The sequence below is a fragment of the Amnibacterium sp. genome (assembly GCF_036559085.1).
Taxonomy (GTDB): Bacteria; Actinomycetota; Actinomycetes; order Actinomycetales; family Microbacteriaceae; genus Amnibacterium.
The window spans coordinates 98,431-114,119 of record NZ_DATBTU010000053.1; the positions used below are offsets into that span (position 1 = coordinate 98,431).

Sequence of the window (15,689 nt, forward strand, 5' to 3'; positions counted from 1 at the left end):
GCAACCTGGAAGCGCTCTGCGAACCCGCCGAAGACTTTCAGGATCGCTCCCTAGCGTCCTGTCGTCCGGCAGCGGAGCCGGGCGGAGATGGAGCAGTGGTGACAGCGACGAGCGAGCGATCGACCGGATCGATGAAGAGCCTCATCCCCGCCCGCATGGACCGCTTGCCGTGGACGAGGTTCCACTGGACCGTGGTCCTCGGCCTCGGGACGGCCTGGATCCTCGACGGGCTCGAGATCCAGATGGTCTCCGAGAACGGCTACGCCAAGCACCTCGGGATGAACTCCGCGGAGGTCGGGCTGACCGGCTCCATCTACCTGCTCGGCGAGGTGGTGGGTGCGCTCGTCTTCGGCCGGCTGTCCGACCGGCTCGGCCGGAAGCGGTTCTTCATCCTCACCCTCTTCATCTACCTGATCGGCTCGGGCATCGCGGGGTTCGCCTTCGCCCCGTGGTTCCTCTGGGTCTTCCGCTTCATCGCCGGCATGGGCATCGGCGGCGAGTACACCGCCATCAACTCCGCGATCGACGAGATCATCCCGTCGAAGTTCCGGGGCCGTGTCGACCTCGCCATCAACGGCACCTACTGGGGTGGCGCGGCGCTCGGTGCCGCCGCGAACCTGTTCCTCCTCGCCCCGGGATCGTTCCTCGAGTCGAGCGGATGGGGCTGGCGCATCGGCTTCTGGCTCGGCCCGGTGCTCGGCCTGTTCATCATCTTCCTGCGGCGCAACATCCCGGAGAGCCCCCGGTGGCAGATCACGCACGGGCAGGAGGACGAGGCCGAGCGCAACGTCCGCCGCATCGAGCAGGAGGTCGAGGCCGAGTCCGGGACGCAGCTCGGCGAGCTGCCGGAGGACAAGGCGATCGAGGTCACGCAGAGCGAGAGCGTCCCGTTCAAGAAGGTCGCCTACGTCTTCCTGAAGCTCTACCCGAAGCGCACGATCGTCGCGTTCACGATGATGGTGACGCAGTCGTTCCTCTACAACGCGATCTTCTTCAGCTACGCGCTCGTCCTGTCGAACTTCTACGGCATCCCCGGCGGCACGGTGGGGCTCTACTTCTTCCCCTTCGCCATCGGGAACCTGCTCGGGCCGATCGTGCTCGGGCCCTTGTTCGACTCGATCGGCCGCAGGCAGATGATCTTCGCCACGTACGGCATCGCCGGTGTCGTGCTCGCGATCTCCGGTGCGCTGTTCCAGGCCGGGGTGCTGAACGCGGTCACCCAGACGATCTTCTGGTGCGTGTCGTTCTTCTTCGCCTCGGCCGGTGCGTCATCGGCGTACCTGACGGTGAGCGAGACCTTCCCGCTGCAGGTCCGGGGGCAGGCGATCTCCTACTTCTTCTCCATCGGCCAGCTCGTCGGAGCCTTCGCGCCGACGATCTTCGGCATCCTGGTCGGCTCGGGCAAGGACCGGAACCCGCTGGCGGTCGGGTACTACTTCGGCGCCGGGATGATGATCGTGGGCGGCATCGTCGCGCTCATCTTCGGCGTCAGCGCTGAACGCAAGAGCCTCGAGGAGGTGAGCGACGTGAACTTCATGTCGGACGCGCGATGAGCGACGAGCAGCAGAACCACGCCGGCAGGGTGGTGGTCGGGGTCAGCCCGACGAGTGGCTCCCCCGCCGCCCTGCGCTGGGGCGCGGCCGAGGCCGGGCGACTCGGTGCGCCGCTGGTCGCCCTGAGCGCGTGGCGTCCCCCTCGGGCGCCGATCGCGCCGGGCGGCCGGCCCCCGGCGATCACGTTCGACGCCCGGCAGGCCGCCGACGAGGCCCGCCGCCGGCTCGCCGACCAGGTGCGGAACGCGCTCGGCGACGAGACGGACGTCGTGACGGAGCTGGTCCACGGCAGCACCTTCCGGGTGCTCCTGCAGGCGTCCGAGACCGCCGAGCTGCTCGTGCTCGACGCCCCGTCGCGGCTCGAGCTGCCCGAGGGCCCGACGCTCGCGCGCCGGCTGATCTACAACGCGGAGTGCCCGGTGGTGCTCATGCCGCCCGCGATCCTCGGCTGAGCCTCAGTCGAGCAGACCGACCAGCCGGTAGACCGCGCCGGCCGGGCCGACCGTGCCGCGGAGCGGCTGCCGCCCGTCGCACACGAAGATGCGGCGCAGCAGCGCCTCGACCTCGACGCCGACCTGCGGCCGCTCCGCGGTCCACACGCCCCACACGTCCGCGGCCCACGCTCGCGTGGCGGTCGCGTGGCCGGTGCTCGAACCGATCCGCACGCCCTGCTCGGCGACGTCGTGCACGGTGATCCGTGCGCGGCCCGCGGGCGGCTCGAAGTCGGGCCACCACGCCTCCGCGTGCCCCATCGAGTGGTGGATGACCCGCACCTCGTCACCCGAGAAGCCGTGCTCCAGCGCGAGCCAGAGGCCCGCGAGCGCGTAGCCGAGGCGGATCGGCGTGGTCGGCCGCCCTGCGTGCTGGGCGCCGTACGCGTCGACCGAGAGCTGGTGGTAGCGGAGCATCACCGGGTGCTGGAACTCGAAGCCCGAGACCTCGGCGTAGACCGCCGCGCACTCCGGTGAGGCGTTCATCGGGATCGCAGGCGCCCCCGCCTCGACGGGCAGCACGAGCCCGCAGCCCGTGCATTCCGTCGTGCGCCGCACGCCCTCAGCCTGCCACCCGGCGGCTGGGACCGCGGTTCACCCGTGGCTCCGCGACGTCCCGAGCGCCGCCTCCAGGCGCTCGACCTTCCCCGTCAGCTCGCCGCTGCGCCCCGGCCGGAGGTCCGCCTTCAGCACGAGGGACACGCGCGGCCCGAACGCCTGGACCGCCAGCGTCGCCTGCTTCACGACGGCGAAGACCTCGTCCCACTCCCCCTCGAGGGTCGTGAACATCGCGTCCGTGCGGTTCGGGAGCCCCGAGTCCCGGACGACCCGCACCGCGGCCGCCACCGCGTCGTGGACGGAGCCGTCCGCCCCGTCGCCACCTGTCGGACTCACCGAGAACGCCACCAGCATGGACGGACGGTACCGGATGCCGCTTCCAGCCGTCCCCCTCGGAGTTTGACAGGATCGATGCCGTGATCTCAGCCCACACCCTCTCCCGCGTCCTCGCCCCCGCCCTCACCACCGCCGGCCTCCTCGCGGGCTACGGCACCGCCAGGGCGACCGGCGTCCGCGCGCTCGGCGGCGTCGTGCTCGCCGCCTTCGGCGCCGGCACCTTCGTCGTCGTGAACCGTGCGGTGGGCCCGATCCGCGCGGGGGCCGTCACCGTCGCGTACCTCGGTGCGTTCGGCGGCTCCCATCCGCTCGCGAAGCGGCTCGGGGCCTGGGAGTCCGTGTTCGCCGTCGCCGCGGGTGCCGCGGTCGTCGCCGCCGTGGCCGGCTGACCCCGTGACCTACTCGATCGTCGCGCGGGACCCCGCGACCGGCGCCATGGGCGTCGCCGTGCAGTCTCACTGGTTCGGTGTCGGCTCGGTCGTGTGCGCCGCATCCGCGGGGCTCGGCGCGATCGCCACCCAGGCGATGCCGCAGGTGCAGCACAAGCCCCGTGCGCTCGCGATGCTCCGCGAGGGCCGCTCGGCGGCGGACATCGTGGCCGCCCTGGTCGAGGGCGACGCCGCCTCGGCCCACCGACAGTTCGCCGTCGTCGACGCGTCCGGCCTCGCCGTCGCCCACACGGGGGCGTCGTGCGTCGCGGCGGCCGGGCAGGCGACCGGTGACGGCTACGCCTGCCAGGCGAACATGATGCGCTCGGCCGACGTCTGGCCGGCCATGGCGGAGGCGTACGAGGCGACGATCGGGCAGGGCCTCACCGCCGCGCTGCTCGCCGCGCTCGACGCCGCCGAGCTGGCCGGCGGCGACCTCCGCGGCCGGCAGGCCGCGGCCATCCTCGTCGTGCCCGCCGAGGGGACGGATGCCGACCGCCTCCTCGACGTGCGGGTCGAGGACTCCCCCGAGCCGCTCCAGGAGCTGCACCGGCTCGTGGCGCTGAACGGCGCGTACCTGCTCGCCGACCAGGGCGACCAGCTGCTCGCGAACGGGGACTTCGCGGCGGCCGCCGACCGGTACGTCGCCGCCTACGAGTCGGCACCCGACACCGTCGAGCTGAAGTTCTGGGCCGGCCTCGGCCTGCTCACCGCGGGGCTGCCCGAGCGCGGCCTGGTGCTGCTGAAGGAGACCATCGACGCGGACGCGAGCTGGCACGAGATGCTCCGCCGCCTCTCCCCCGAGATCGTGCCCTCCGCTCCGGAGGCGCTGCGCCTGCTCGGCTCCTGACCGCCAGCAAGACCTGAGCCGAGTCGGCTCAGATTCCTCCCTCGACCGGGAATGCCTGCTCGCCTCCTGCGTTGGATTGAGTCGTAGGCACTCAAGTTCCCTGGAGGTCTCTTGCCTGAGTACTTCGGCTCCGCTGCCGGTGACGGCTCGTTCGACGAGTTCCTCGCCCGGTTGCTCCAGAGCCAGCGGTCCGCTTCGACGGGCCGCCCCATCGACATCACCCGGTTGCTGAGCCGGCGCACGCACGAGGTGGTCGGCGCCGCCGTCCGCTTCGCCGTGGAGCACGGGCACGCGGACGTCGACGCGCTCCACCTGCTGCACGCCCTCGTGGCCGGCGAGCAGGGCCGCACGGCGCTGTCCCGCGCCGGCATCGACGTGGACGCGCTGCTGTCCGCCATCGAGGAGCGGATGCCCGCCGGCGGCGAGCAGGTCGGCGGCACCCCCGCGATGACCCCGTACGCCCAGCGCGCCCTCCTCGAGGCCGTGCAGGTCGCCCGCGCATTCGGCTCGACCTACGTCGACCCCGAGCACCTGTTCTTCGCCTTCGTGGCGAACGAGCACGCGGCCGCCGGCCAGCTGCTCGCCGCCTTCGGCGTGACCCCCGAATCCTTGCAGCGCATCGCCCAGGGCGGCACCGCCACGGGCGGGGCGCAGGGCGACACCCCCCGGAGCGACACCCCGATGCTCGAGCAGTTCGGCATGGACCTCACGGCCCGCGCGCGCGAGCACGGTCTCGACCCCGTCATCGGCCGCACCCTCGAGGTCGAGCAGGTCGTCGAGATCCTGCTGCGCCGCACGAAGAACAACCCCGTACTGATCGGTGAGCCCGGCGTCGGCAAGACCGCGATCGTCGAGGGTCTCGCCCAGGCGATCGCGGACGGCTCCGTCCCCGAGTCGCTGCGCGACAAGCGCGTCGTGGCGCTCGACCTCGCCGGCATGGTGGCGGGCACCCGCTACCGCGGCGACTTCGAGGAGCGCCTCACGAAGCTGGTGGATGAGATCGTCGCGCACCAGGACGAGCTGATCGTCTTCCTCGACGAGCTGCACACCGTCGTCGGCGCCGGCAGCGGCGGCGGCGAGGGCGGCATGGACGCGGGCAACATCCTGAAGCCCCGGCTCGCGCGGGGCGAGCTGCACCTCGTCGGCGCGACCACGCTGAAGGAGTACCGCCGGATCGAGAAGGACGCCGCACTCGAGCGCCGCTTCCAGCCCGTGACGGTCGGCGAGCCCTCGATCGAGGACGCGGTGCGCATCATCGCGGGCCTCAAGGACCGGTACGAGCAGCACCACGGTGTGCGCTACACCGACGAGGCGGTCGCCGCGTCGGTGGAGCTCTCCGCCCGGTACATCACCGACCGGTTCCTGCCGGACAAGGCGATCGACCTCATCGACCAGGCGGGCGCGCGCACGCGCCTCGCCCTCGGTGGCCGCGTCGACGTCACGTCGCTCACGGCCCGTCTCGAGTCCCTCGAGGCCGACAAGGCGACCGCGGTCGCCGAGGAGCGGTACGAGGACGCGTCGCGGCTCCGCGACGAGATCGAGTCGCTCCAGCAGCGGATCGCGCAGGGCGCCCCGGTCGACCCCGCGGAGGGCGAGATCGGCCGTGCCGAGATCGCCGAGATGATCGAGCGCGCGACCGGCATCCCCGCCTCCCGTCTCACCGAGGGTGACCGCACCCGTCTGGCGAAGCTCGAGTCGGAGCTGCACACGCGGGTCATCGGGCAGGACGACGCCGTCGCGGCGATCGCGAAGGCCGTGCGCCGCAACCGCACCGGTATGGGCGACCCCCGTCGTCCGGTCGGCAGCTTCCTGTTCCTCGGCCCGACCGGCGTCGGCAAGACCGAGCTGGCCAAGGCGCTCGCCTCGAGCCTGTTCGGCGACGAGAGCGCGATGCTGCGGTTCGACATGAGCGAGTTCGGCGAGCGGCACACCGTCAGCCGACTGGTCGGTGCCCCTCCCGGGTACGTCGGCTACGACGAGGCGGGCCAGCTCACCGAGCGCGTGCGGCGCAACCCGTACTCGGTCGTGCTGCTCGACGAGATCGAGAAGGCGCACCCGGACGTGTTCAACCTGCTGCTGCAGGTGCTCGACGACGGCCGCCTCACCGACGGCCAGGGCCGCACGGTGGACTTCCGCAACACGGTCGTGATCATGACGTCGAACATCGGCGGCGAGGTCCTCGCCAGCCGCAGCGGAGCCCTCGGCTTCGTGGCGCCGGGTGACGACGGATCGGGCTTCGGTTCCGAGAAGGCCGTGCGCGACCGCGTGCTCGGGCGGCTCCGCGAGGCGATGCGTCCCGAGTTCCTGAACCGGATCGACGAGATCGTCCTGTTCCGCAAGCTCGACACGGAGCAGCTGCGCCGGATCGTGCGCCTGCTCCTCACCGACACCGCGGCCCGGCTCGCGAGCCGGCACACCGACCTGACGGTGTCGGAGGGGGCGGTGGACCTCATCGCCGAGCGCGGCTACCAGCCGGAGTACGGGGCGCGGCCCCTGCGCCGGGTGATCCAGCGCGACGTCGAGGACGCGATCGCGGACCTGATGGTCATGCGGGACCTCGAGGACGGTGACACGGTGGCCGTCGACGCGGTCGACGGCGAGATCGTCGCCACCCTCGAGCACCACGGGGCCGCGCTCGCGGCCTAGGCGCTCCCCAGGGACCGTGCTCGCCGCTCAGCGGCGAGCACGGTCTGCTCGAGCAGCACCGCCACGGTCATCGGGCCCACGCCGCCGGGCACCGGCGTGATCAGGCGGGCGCGCTCCCGGGCGACGTCGAACTCGACGTCGCCGACCCCACCCGGGCTGTAGCCGGCGTCGATGACGACGGCGCCCTCCTTGATCCACTCCCCGCGGATGAGGCCCGGCAGGCCCACCGCCGCGACCACCAGATCGGCTCGAGCGACGTGCTCGCCGAGCTCCCGGGTGTGCACGTGGCACATCGTCACCGTGGCGTCGCGGGCGAGCAGCAGCACGCTGAGCGGCCGCCCGAGGATCGGCCCCTGGCCGACCACGACCGCCTCCGTGCCCTGCAGGGGCACGTCGTAGGCGTCGAGCAGCCGCAGGATCCCGCCCGGCGTCGCGGACGCGAACCCGGGCTCACCGAACGCCATCGTGGCGAACGACCGGTGGGTCACCCCGTCCACGTCCTTCGCGACGTCGATCGCCTCGAACGCCGCGCGCTCGTCGATGTGCGGCGGCACCGGATGCTGCAGCAGGATCCCGTCGACCCCGTCGTCCGCGGAGAGCGCGTCGATCTCGGCGACGAGCGCTGCGGTGTCGATCGACGCGGGAAGGTCGAGCCGCCGGGGCTCCATCCCGACCGAGACCGCCCGGTTCACCTTCATCCGGACGTAGGAGTGCGATGCGGGGTCGTCGCCGACGAGCACGGTCGCGATGCAGGGCGCCCGGTGCCCGTCCGCCCGCAACCGGGCGACGCGCTCGGCGACGCCCTCCAGCGTGCGCGCCGCGAGGGCGCGACCGTCGATCAGGTCAGCAGGCATGCCGTCTCCTCCTGCGAGGAGCACCCAGGCGGGCGATGCTCCGACTCCACTCCCCGGTAGTCCCCTACCCACGCCAGTCGTCTGCGGTCCACGCTAGCCGACGGGCGACTGACGCCGAGCGGCCGGGTGCCGATAGTGCCTGCGGTGAGCGACAGCACCCTGCCGATCCCGCGCCAGGCTCCGCCTCGGACGCCCCGCGCCGTCCCGCGCGCCGTCGCTCCCGCAGGGCGTCGGCCGGTCGAGGCGCGGTCGCTCGCCCGGCGCCGCTTGGGGTTCGTCGCAGCGGTCGTGCTGATGCTCGCGACCCTGCCGGTGCACCTGCTCGGGCTGGCGCTCGTCGCGCTCGAGGTGCTGTCGCCCTCGGTCGACGGCACCGCACCGCTCTTCTTCGGTGGGGTCGGGCTCGCGCAGCTGCTGCTGCTCGCCGGGGTGGCGACCGTCGGTCAGCTGATCGGCGGCGGCACGGACGTCTGGCGGCGCCGGATGGCGTTCGCGTGCCTCAACGGCCTCCTCGTCGTCCTCGCCGCCGCCGTGGGGTGGGTGCTGCTGCTGCGCTAGTGCTTCGGCGGCGGGGTGTGCACCGGCTTCGGCGACGGGCCGGGATTCGGCGCGGGCGCGGGTGCGGGCGTCGTCACCGGCTTCGGCTTCGGCTTCGGCGCGGGCGCCACGTGCGGGCGCGCGTCGGCGTGCAGGATCGCCGCGCCCCCGTAGAGGTACTGGGAGTCGGGAGCGGCCCAGCCGGTCGCGCCGCCGTAGATCCGGTTCGCCGCGGTCTGGATGCCGTTCCACACGCAGTGCCGCTCGATCGCGGACTGGGTGCTGCCCTGCGACAGCCCGCAGTAGGGGAAGCCGTACACCTGGCGCAGGTTCGCGAAGCCGTTGGCGTTCCCCACCCAGACGGCGGTGGTGACCTTCGAGGTGCTGCCGATCGCCCAGGTGTCCTTGGCGTTGTCCGTCGTCCCGGTCTTGCCGAACTCGTAGAGCCCGTCGGCCGTCTGGTCGCCGGACATGGTGCCGCCGGCGATCACGCCGTGGAGCGCGTAGGCGACGGCGGTGGCCACGGCTGCCGGAACGGTCCTGCGGCAGTTCGCCTTCGGCACAGGCATCGGGTGGCCGTCCGGATCGACGATGGAGTCGATCGCGATCGGGTCGCAGGTCACCCCGTGGTTCGCGATCGTCGCGTACGCGGTGGCCATGTCGATCGGAGCGATGGAGCTCGCGCCGCCGATCACCATCGCCGGCACGGTGGAGAGCCTGCCTCCCCTGGCGTTCGTCGCGTCCATCGACTGCGCCAAGTCGCGGATGCGGCAGAGGTCGCTCTCCTCGCCGAGCGATGCGAAGACGCCGTTCACGGACCCGGCGGTGCCGGCCATGACCGTGTAGTTGCCCTTCTCGGTCGGCACGTCGTTGCCGACGGACCACGCCTTGTCGTCGTAGTCCGGGGAGCCGCACTTCGCGAACGTCGATGCGGGGATGGTCCGCGGGTTCCCGTTGACCGTCTGGTAGAGCGTGTGCCCGGTCTTCAGCCAGTCGATCAGGGGGAAGAGCTTGAACGTCGATCCCGGCTGCGGGCCGCCGCCGGCGCCGAGCGCCATGTCGACGTTGTAGTTCACCGCGGAGTAGCGCGAGCTCGTGCCGCCACGGGAGCCGCTCGCGTCGTAGTCCTTGTTCTGGACCATCGACACGACGCGACCCGACCCGGGCTGCACCGAGACCGCCGCGCCGCCGACGTCGAACAGCTTCGTCGACTTCGGCACGTAGGTGTTCATGACCTTCTGCGCGGTGCGCTGCAGGTCGAGGTTCAGGGTCGTGGTGACCTTCCAGCCCATCGTCTGCAGGTTCGCCTCGCGGACCTGCCGTGTCGCGCCGAACGTCGGATCCGTCTCGAGCACGTTCTTGACGTAGTCGCAGAAGAACCCGGCGACACCGGCCGCGTCGCAGCCGGTCGGCGGCGCCGTGATGTGCGTCGTGATCGGCGCGGCCACCGCCTCGCGGTAGGCGGCGGCCGAGATCATCCCCTGCTCCCGCTCGACAGCGAGGATGTGGTCGCGGCGATCGGTCGCGGCCGGCAGGTTGGCCTTCACGTCGAGCCGGAAGTGCTCCGGGTTGTTCACGATCGCGATCAGCGCCGCCGCCTGCGGCACGGTGAGCTGCTTCGCCTGGACGCCGAAGTAGTACTGGGCGGCGGCCTCGATGCCGTACACGCGGCCGCCGAAGCCGGCGATGTTGAGGTAGCCGAGCAGGATCTCGTTCTTCGTGTACTTCTTCTCGAGCCCGATGGCGAGCCGCATCTCCCGCACCTTGCGCCCGGCGGACGGATCGATGCACTCCGCGTACGCCGTCTGCGCCTTCTTCACGTCGGTGATCGCCTCGGCCTGCTGCACGCACACGTTCTTCACGTACTGCTGCGTGATCGTCGAGGCGCCCTGCAGCGACTTGCCGAGCACGTCGGCCACCGCGGCCCGCGCGATGGCGTTCGCGTCGACCCCGCCGTGGTGGTAGAACCGCACGTCCTCGCCGGCGATCGCGGCGTCCTGGACGCTGAGCGGCACCGCATCCCAGGGGATGACGACGCGGTTCTGCGCGTAGAAGGAGGCGAGCAGCACCGGCTTGCCGTGCGAGGTGGCGTAGATGGAGGTCCGCTGCTGGAGCGCGCCGATCTTCAGGTCGCCGGGCAGCGACTCGAAGAGGCCGATGCCCTGCTTCGCGCCTGCGCCGGAGAGCGCGACAGCGGGCGTCAGGAGGACGGCGACGAGCACGCCGGCGATGCCGGCGACGGCGAAGAACGCGAGGAGGGAGGACAGCATCGTCCCGATCCGGCGCCCCGAGGGGGTATTGGGCACCCGGGAATGGTACAGAACGCAAGCCGCCACGCCGAGTTCCTGCAGATTCTTCCCTGAATCTGCGCTCGACCCGCGACCGACGGGGTTGACTCGCGGCATGGCATCCGACCTCGTCCGCCCCCGTTCCGGCCGCGTCATCGCGGGCGTCTGCGCCGGCCTCGCGCGCCGTTTCGGGCTGTCGCCCTGGCTCGTCCGCGTGCTGTTCCTCGCGTCCCTGCTGCTGCCGGGGCCGCAGGCCGTGATCTACCTCGTGCTCTGGATCCTCGTCCCCGCCGAACGGGCCTGACCGCCGCGCCGCCCGCTCAGTCGCGCAGGTGCGGATGGAACGCGGTGGCACCGGGCGCCGAGACCGCGTTGTGGACGAGCTCGATCCCGAGCGCCGCGAACGGTGCCGCGTCGAGCACGATCGAGACGGCGCGGGCGAGCGCGGCATGGTCGCCGTCGTCGCCGACGTAGACCTCGCCGTCCTCGTTCACGTGCGGAAGCGCGACGCGCGCCCTCAGTCCGAGCGGATCCGCCACCCGGACGCGGATCGCGGCCGTCACCGTGATGGACCCGTCCTCGTGCACCGTCGGCTGCTGCACCCGATCGACCATCCCTCGACGCTGACGCGCTCCCGAAGCGGCGATTCCGATAGAACGACGCACTTTGTTTTCGAAACTTTCGAGGCCCTTCCTCCCCGGAACGGCGGGGAAGAGGCCCAGGAAGGCCGTCCGCAGTGCTCGAATCGCAACCTTCGTGGGCGCGTGGTTCGTTGACACCGGGCGGTCGGGGACAGAGACTGTCCACGCAGGAGGACGACCGTGGACGTTCGCGCCCCGACCCTTCGAAACTTTCTATTCGACGACGAATGCGATGGATCGGCAGAGGCGCGGCCATCGGAGAGGATCCTGTAATGGCTTCACAGCCCAACGGCGCCGGTTTCACCCGGCGCACCCTGCTCGCGGGTGCAGGCGGAGTCGCTGCGGCGACACTGCTCGCCGCGTGCAGCACCGGAGGAAGCAAGAGCGGCAGCAGCGGAAACGCATCGAAGCCGCTGAAGTTCTGGAACATGCCGTGGGGCCCGGCGGCCTTCCTCACCGAGGACAAGCGGATCGTGGCGGCGTACAAGCCGAAGAGCGGCTTCGGGAACGTCACCTACCAGCAGATCCAGTGGGCGAACTTCACGCAGACGTTCTCCACCGCGGTCGCGGCGAACAACGGCCCGGCCGTCAGCTCCGGCGGCGGCACGACGGCGTTCGAGTTCGAGTCCCAGGGCAAGATCGCGTACGCGGACAACCTGCTCAACAGCTGGAAGAGCAACGGCATCTACGACGACTTCCTCCCGGGCCTCGTCGACACGCTGAAGACCAGCAACGGGTACGCCGCGGTCCCCTACAACCTCGACATGCGTCTCCTCTGGTACCGCAAGGACCTCATGGACAAGGCCGGGGCGACGGTCCCCACCGACTGGACGTCCTTCGAGGCGGCCTGCGCCAAGCTGAAGAAGATCGGCGTCTACGGCTACGGCACCCGCTCCGGTGCCGGCGCCTTCACGGGATTCCACGTGCTCGTGTCGCACATGATCAACAACGGTGGCGGTCTGTACGGGCCCGACCAGAAGCCGAACTGCGTCACCCCCGAGAACATCGAGGCGATCGACTGGGTGCTCGGCCTCGTCAAGAACGGCTACGTCGACCCGCGAAGCGCCACGTACACGTCGCAGAACTTCTACGACCAGATCAGCGCGAACAAGTTCGGCATGGCGTGGGACGGTGCCGGTGCTCCCGCGAGCGTCAGCGCGACTGCGGCGCCGCAGCTCCAGGTCGCCAGCCCGCTGACCGGGCCGAGCGGCAAGAAGGGTGCGCTCTACTTCCCGAACAACATCATGATGTACAAGAACACGCCGAGCCAGGCGGCGTCCGAGGCGTTCATGACGTACTACTACCAGAACATGAAGACGCTCTGGACGAAGAAGACCGGCATCGGCCTTCCTCCCCTGAAGTCGATCGCGACCGCGGCCTATGCCAACGACCCGATCTCGACGAAGATCATCAACGAGTGGCAGCCCATCTCGAAGACGTGGGGCGCCCCTGGCAGCAACACGGTGTTCCTGGGAGTGACGAAGGTCGACGGCACGCAGCCGGGGATCGACTTCACGCAGGCGGTCCTGGCCGGCAAGACGACGGCGAAGGCCGCGCTCGAGAAGCTGCAGAAGTCGCTCGAGTCCGCATGATCCGGTCGCCTCATCCTCTGGATGCGGCACCTGAGAAGGAGTCCTGAATGGCAGTCGACACGGTCGTCGGCCGGCTTGACAAGGCGAAGCGTGGCGTGGGGGTGTCCGGCCGTGGGCCGGGCACCCCCGGTGCGCATCGCAGTCGGTCGCCGCTGGGGCGCGCAGGACTGACGCTGGTGCTGTTCGCACTGCCGTCGCTCGTCCTGCTTCTCCTGCTGAATCTCTTCCCCGTCATCTACTCGTTCATCCAGTCCTTCCAGGACGGAACGCCGTCGACGCTGCCGACCGAGGCGAACTTCGTCGGACTGCAGAACTACGTGAGCGTCCTGACGTCCGACCAGTTCCTCCAGTCCACGCTCTTCACGGTCATCTTCACGATCGTCGGTGTGTTCGGTTCCTGGATCGTCGGACTCGCGCTCGCTCTGCTGCTGCGCACCCGGATCCCGGCCGGCGGCCTCTTCAAGGTGCTGCTGCTGCTGCCCTGGATCGTGCCCGTCGTCGTCTCGGCGACCTCCTGGAACTGGCTCGTGGCGACGCCGCAGAGCCCGATCCCCATGATCCTCGCCAACTTCGGGCTCGGGGACGTGAACTTCCTGGGTGACCCGGTCCTGGCGAAGATCCTGGTCTGCATCTTCAAGGTGTGGATCAGCTTCCCGTTCATGATGATGATGATGGCGTCCGCGCTCGCCAGCGTGGACAACAACGTCTACGAGGCCGCGCGGATGGACGGTGCCAGCTCCTGGCAGGCGTTCACCGGCGTGACGTTGCCGATCATCTCGAGGACCACCTACATCAGCTGGGTCCTCATGACGATCTTCTGCGTCAACGACTTCCCGACGATCTTCCTGCTCACGCAGGGCGGTCCGAGCGGCGCGACCACGTCGCTCATCATCCTGTCGTACCAGTACGCGTTCCAGAACCTGCAGACCGGGCCTGCGACCGCGGTCGCGTTCATGATGACGGCGGTCCTCGTGATCATCTCGACCCTGCTCTACCAGCGGATCAAGAAGGCGGACATCGAATGAGCGGTCAGCCCATCGCCATCGGCGGCGCGCCCTCGGCCACCCTCGGCAGGGTCAAGCGCACGAGCGCGAAGTCGCGGGAGCAGAAGGGCCAGTGGTGGCGCTTCCTGCTCATCCTGGTCGTGACGCTCGTCGTGATCACCCCGATCCTCGCCGTCTTCTACCTGTCCACGCAGCCCGGGCAGAACAGCAAGGTCACCGGGTTCACGTTCGAGAACTTCGTTCGGATCTTCGGCGGCACGGACGTGCTCCTCTGGCTCGGCAACAGCCTGATCGTCGCGCTGGTGACCGTGCTCTTCTCGGTCTCCATCGCCGCGCCGGCCGGCTACGTGCTCTCTCGCCTGCGGAACCGGCTCGTGTCCGGGTACTCACTGGTGCTCTTCGTGGTCCAGGCACTGCCGGTCGTGACGGCGGCGATCCCGCTGTTCATCACCTTCTCGGTGCTCGGCCTCGTGAACACGCTGCCGGGTGTCGCGATCGTCTACATCGGCTCGACCATGTCGGTGGCGATCTGGATGATGGCGGCCTACTTCGACTCCATCCCGATCTCCCTCGAGGAGGCCGCCTGGATGGACGGCGCGAGCGTGTTCGGCGGCTTCCGCCGGATCGTGCTCCGCAACTCGCTGCCGGGCATCCTGTCGACGGCGATCTTCTCGTTCCTGCTCGCCTGGAACGACTACCTGATCGCCCTGCTCTTCCTGCAGGACTCCACGAAGTACACGATGCCCATCGGTCTGCAGACGTTCTTCCAGCAGAACGCCGCCGACTGGGGCTCGGTCATGGCCGTCGCCGTCGTCATGATGGTGCCGCCCGTGCTGCTGTTCGCCGTGCTGAACAAGTACTTCAGTGTCGGAGGCATCGGCGGCTCGCTTGCCGGACGCTGACGGGTCCGCTGCCCTCGTCGTCCCACCCGCGGTCCGCGCCGCGGTCGACCGGATCATCCCGGTCGACCGCTGGCCGGGCGGGTGGGACGGCGGCGTCTCGGCCTACCTCACGCACGCCGGCGCGGAGCTCGACTGGGCTCGGCCCGCGGTCTCGGCGCTCGCCGACCGGCTCGGTCCCGGTTTCGTCGAGCTGACCGCCGACGAGCAGGACCGGACGCTCCTCGAGATCTCGCGCGACCCCGTCGGGGCACAGGAGTTCGCCGCGCTCCGCCGGCTGTGCTGGGAGGGCTACTACGCCGCATCCGGCGGGCGCGTGCCTGCCGGCATCGACATGGTGGGCTTCCGCGCCGTACCGGAGGGAGTCACGCCGGTCGAACCGGACCTCGTGCCCGACATCGGGGTCGCCGGCGTACGCGCCTCGTACGACGCGATCGTCGTCGGCAGCGGACCGGGCGGTGGCGTGGCCGCCGAAGTGCTCACCCGTGCCGGCAAGCACGTCCTCGTGCTCGAGCGCGCGCAGCGGCTGCCGAACGCCGCGCTCCGCGGCGATCATCTCCACGGCAAGCGGAACGCCGTCTACTTCCCGACGGTCGGTCCCGGCCCCGGGCATCCGCGGGTCGCGCAGCTGCCCGACGGCGACCGGGTGCTCGACGGCACCGACGACGCATGGCTCTACGGCCTGAACGCCGACGCCATGGGCGGCGGCACCCGGATCTGGCAGGGCATGGCCTGGCGGTTCATGCCCGAGGACTTCCGGATGCGCACCGAGTACGGCAGCCCCGAGGGCGCGAGCCTGGCCGACTGGCCCGTGGACTACGCCGAGATGGAGCCGTACTACTCCCGCGCGGAGCAGCAGCTCGGCGTCGCCGGCGAGGAGGGCGGGCTCACCTCCCGCACACCACGCTCCGCCCGCTACCCGATGCCCCCGTTCGGCACCGAGCCCGCCCGCGAGCTGCTGGGCAGCGCCGCGGACCGGCTCGGCTGGGGCTGGGGACCGATCCCGCTCGCG

Annotated in this window: 16 protein-coding genes; 11 read left to right on the top strand and 5 right to left on the bottom strand. The window is 70.7% G+C overall.

Annotated elements, in window-relative coordinates; genetic code table 11:
- The first annotated feature begins 98 nt into the window (after nt 1-98).
- Both VIG76_RS09480 and VIG76_RS09485 read left to right on the top strand, forming a co-directional pair.
- On the top strand, nt 99-1,553 hold the full coding sequence (locus tag VIG76_RS09480) for an MFS transporter (protein WP_331953492.1): 1,455 nt from the start codon (nt 99-101) through the stop codon (nt 1,551-1,553).
- A complete protein-coding gene (locus tag VIG76_RS09485) occupies nt 1,550-2,005 on the top strand; it encodes a universal stress protein (protein ID WP_331953494.1) in 456 nt (151 codons plus the stop codon). The genes VIG76_RS09480 and VIG76_RS09485 overlap by 4 nt, the downstream gene beginning before the upstream one ends.
- Before the next feature lie 3 nt (nt 2,006-2,008).
- Here the strand turns inward: VIG76_RS09485 and VIG76_RS09490 are convergent, their stop codons facing one another.
- Together VIG76_RS09490 and VIG76_RS09495 are read right to left on the bottom strand one after the other, a co-directional pair.
- Complete coding sequence (locus tag VIG76_RS09490) at nt 2,009-2,602, bottom strand: DUF5946 family protein (RefSeq protein ID WP_331953496.1); 594 nt, start codon at nt 2,600-2,602, stop codon at nt 2,009-2,011.
- Nucleotides 2,603-2,638: 36 nt separating this feature from the next.
- Complete coding sequence (locus VIG76_RS09495; protein ID WP_331953498.1) at nt 2,639-2,956, bottom strand: thiamine-binding protein; 318 nt, start codon at nt 2,954-2,956, stop codon at nt 2,639-2,641.
- 62 nt (nt 2,957-3,018) lie between these two features.
- On the opposite strand from VIG76_RS09495, the gene VIG76_RS09500 reads away from it, so the two are divergent.
- The 3 genes from VIG76_RS09500 to VIG76_RS09510 all read left to right on the top strand — a co-directional run bounded on the left by VIG76_RS09500 (nt 3,019) and on the right by VIG76_RS09510 (nt 6,862).
- The gene (locus VIG76_RS09500; protein WP_331953500.1) at nt 3,019-3,327 is read left to right on the top strand and encodes a hypothetical protein; all 309 of its coding nucleotides are present in this window, start codon (nt 3,019-3,021) and stop codon (nt 3,325-3,327) included.
- A gap of 4 nt (nt 3,328-3,331) precedes the next feature.
- Nucleotides 3,332-4,216, top strand: a complete 885-nt coding sequence (locus VIG76_RS09505) for a DUF1028 domain-containing protein (RefSeq protein WP_331953502.1) — start codon at nt 3,332-3,334, stop codon at nt 4,214-4,216.
- 111 nt (nt 4,217-4,327) lie between these two features.
- Complete coding sequence (locus VIG76_RS09510; RefSeq protein ID WP_331953504.1) at nt 4,328-6,862, top strand: ATP-dependent Clp protease ATP-binding subunit; 2,535 nt, start codon at nt 4,328-4,330, stop codon at nt 6,860-6,862.
- Here the strand turns inward: VIG76_RS09510 and VIG76_RS09515 are convergent.
- The gene (locus VIG76_RS09515; protein WP_331953506.1) at nt 6,859-7,716 is read right to left on the bottom strand and encodes a bifunctional 5,10-methylenetetrahydrofolate dehydrogenase/5,10-methenyltetrahydrofolate cyclohydrolase; all 858 of its coding nucleotides are present in this window, start codon (nt 7,714-7,716) and stop codon (nt 6,859-6,861) included. The two genes, VIG76_RS09510 and VIG76_RS09515, sit on opposite strands and share 4 nt — an antisense overlap.
- 144 nt (nt 7,717-7,860) lie before the next feature.
- Between VIG76_RS09515 and VIG76_RS09520 the strand changes: the two genes are divergently transcribed.
- Nucleotides 7,861-8,274: a hypothetical protein gene (locus VIG76_RS09520; protein WP_331953508.1), complete on the top strand. Its 414-nt coding sequence runs from the start codon at nt 7,861-7,863 to the stop codon at nt 8,272-8,274.
- On the opposite strand, the gene VIG76_RS09525 is transcribed toward VIG76_RS09520, so the two are convergent.
- Nucleotides 8,271-10,559: a transglycosylase domain-containing protein gene (locus VIG76_RS09525; RefSeq protein WP_331953510.1), complete on the bottom strand. Its 2,289-nt coding sequence runs from the start codon at nt 10,557-10,559 to the stop codon at nt 8,271-8,273. The two genes, VIG76_RS09520 and VIG76_RS09525, sit on opposite strands and share 4 nt — an antisense overlap.
- Nucleotides 10,560-10,656: 97 nt before the next feature.
- Here VIG76_RS09525 and VIG76_RS09530 point away from each other — a divergent pair, with 97 nt between their 5' ends.
- The gene (locus VIG76_RS09530) at nt 10,657-10,845 is read left to right on the top strand and encodes a PspC domain-containing protein (RefSeq protein WP_331953512.1); all 189 of its coding nucleotides are present in this window, start codon (nt 10,657-10,659) and stop codon (nt 10,843-10,845) included.
- 16 nt (nt 10,846-10,861) lie between these two features.
- Here the strand turns inward: VIG76_RS09530 and VIG76_RS09535 are convergent, their stop codons facing one another.
- Nucleotides 10,862-11,155 (bottom strand): hypothetical protein, encoded by a 294-nt coding sequence (locus tag VIG76_RS09535; RefSeq protein ID WP_331953514.1) that lies wholly within the window; start codon nt 11,153-11,155, stop codon nt 10,862-10,864.
- A 299-nt stretch (nt 11,156-11,454) separates the two neighbouring features.
- Here VIG76_RS09535 and VIG76_RS09540 point away from each other — a divergent pair, with 299 nt between their 5' ends.
- The 4 genes from VIG76_RS09540 to VIG76_RS09555 form a co-directional block, all read left to right on the top strand.
- On the top strand, nt 11,455-12,774 hold the full coding sequence (locus tag VIG76_RS09540; protein WP_331953516.1) for an ABC transporter substrate-binding protein: 1,320 nt from the start codon (nt 11,455-11,457) through the stop codon (nt 12,772-12,774).
- Nucleotides 12,775-12,821: 47 nt separating this feature from the next.
- A complete protein-coding gene (locus VIG76_RS09545) occupies nt 12,822-13,799 on the top strand; it encodes a carbohydrate ABC transporter permease (protein WP_331953518.1) in 978 nt (325 codons plus the stop codon).
- Entirely contained in the window at nt 13,796-14,680 is an 885-nt protein-coding gene (locus VIG76_RS09550) for a carbohydrate ABC transporter permease (protein WP_331953520.1), read from the top strand. Before VIG76_RS09545 ends, VIG76_RS09550 begins: the two co-directional genes overlap by 4 nt.
- Nucleotides 14,667-15,689 (top strand): NAD(P)-binding protein (locus VIG76_RS09555; protein WP_331953522.1); only part of this gene is annotated, 1,023 nt, incomplete at its 3' end. The genes VIG76_RS09550 and VIG76_RS09555, both read left to right, overlap by 14 nt.

Coding starts and splice junctions, on each gene's coding strand:
- VIG76_RS09485 (WP_331953494.1), top strand. CDS start 1,550: ATGAGCGACGAGCAGCAGAACCACGCCGGCAGGGTGGTGGTCGGGGTC.
- VIG76_RS09495 (WP_331953498.1), bottom strand. CDS start 2,956: ATGCTGGTGGCGTTCTCGGTGAGTCCGACAGGTGGCGACGGGGCGGAC.
- VIG76_RS09515 (WP_331953506.1), bottom strand. CDS start 7,716: ATGCCTGCTGACCTGATCGACGGTCGCGCCCTCGCGGCGCGCACGCTG.
- VIG76_RS09530 (WP_331953512.1), top strand. CDS start 10,657: ATGGCATCCGACCTCGTCCGCCCCCGTTCCGGCCGCGTCATCGCGGGC.
- VIG76_RS09535 (WP_331953514.1), bottom strand. CDS start 11,155: ATGGTCGATCGGGTGCAGCAGCCGACGGTGCACGAGGACGGGTCCATC.
- VIG76_RS09540 (WP_331953516.1), top strand. CDS start 11,455: ATGGCTTCACAGCCCAACGGCGCCGGTTTCACCCGGCGCACCCTGCTC.
- VIG76_RS09545 (WP_331953518.1), top strand. CDS start 12,822: ATGGCAGTCGACACGGTCGTCGGCCGGCTTGACAAGGCGAAGCGTGGC.
- VIG76_RS09550 (WP_331953520.1), top strand. CDS start 13,796: ATGAGCGGTCAGCCCATCGCCATCGGCGGCGCGCCCTCGGCCACCCTC.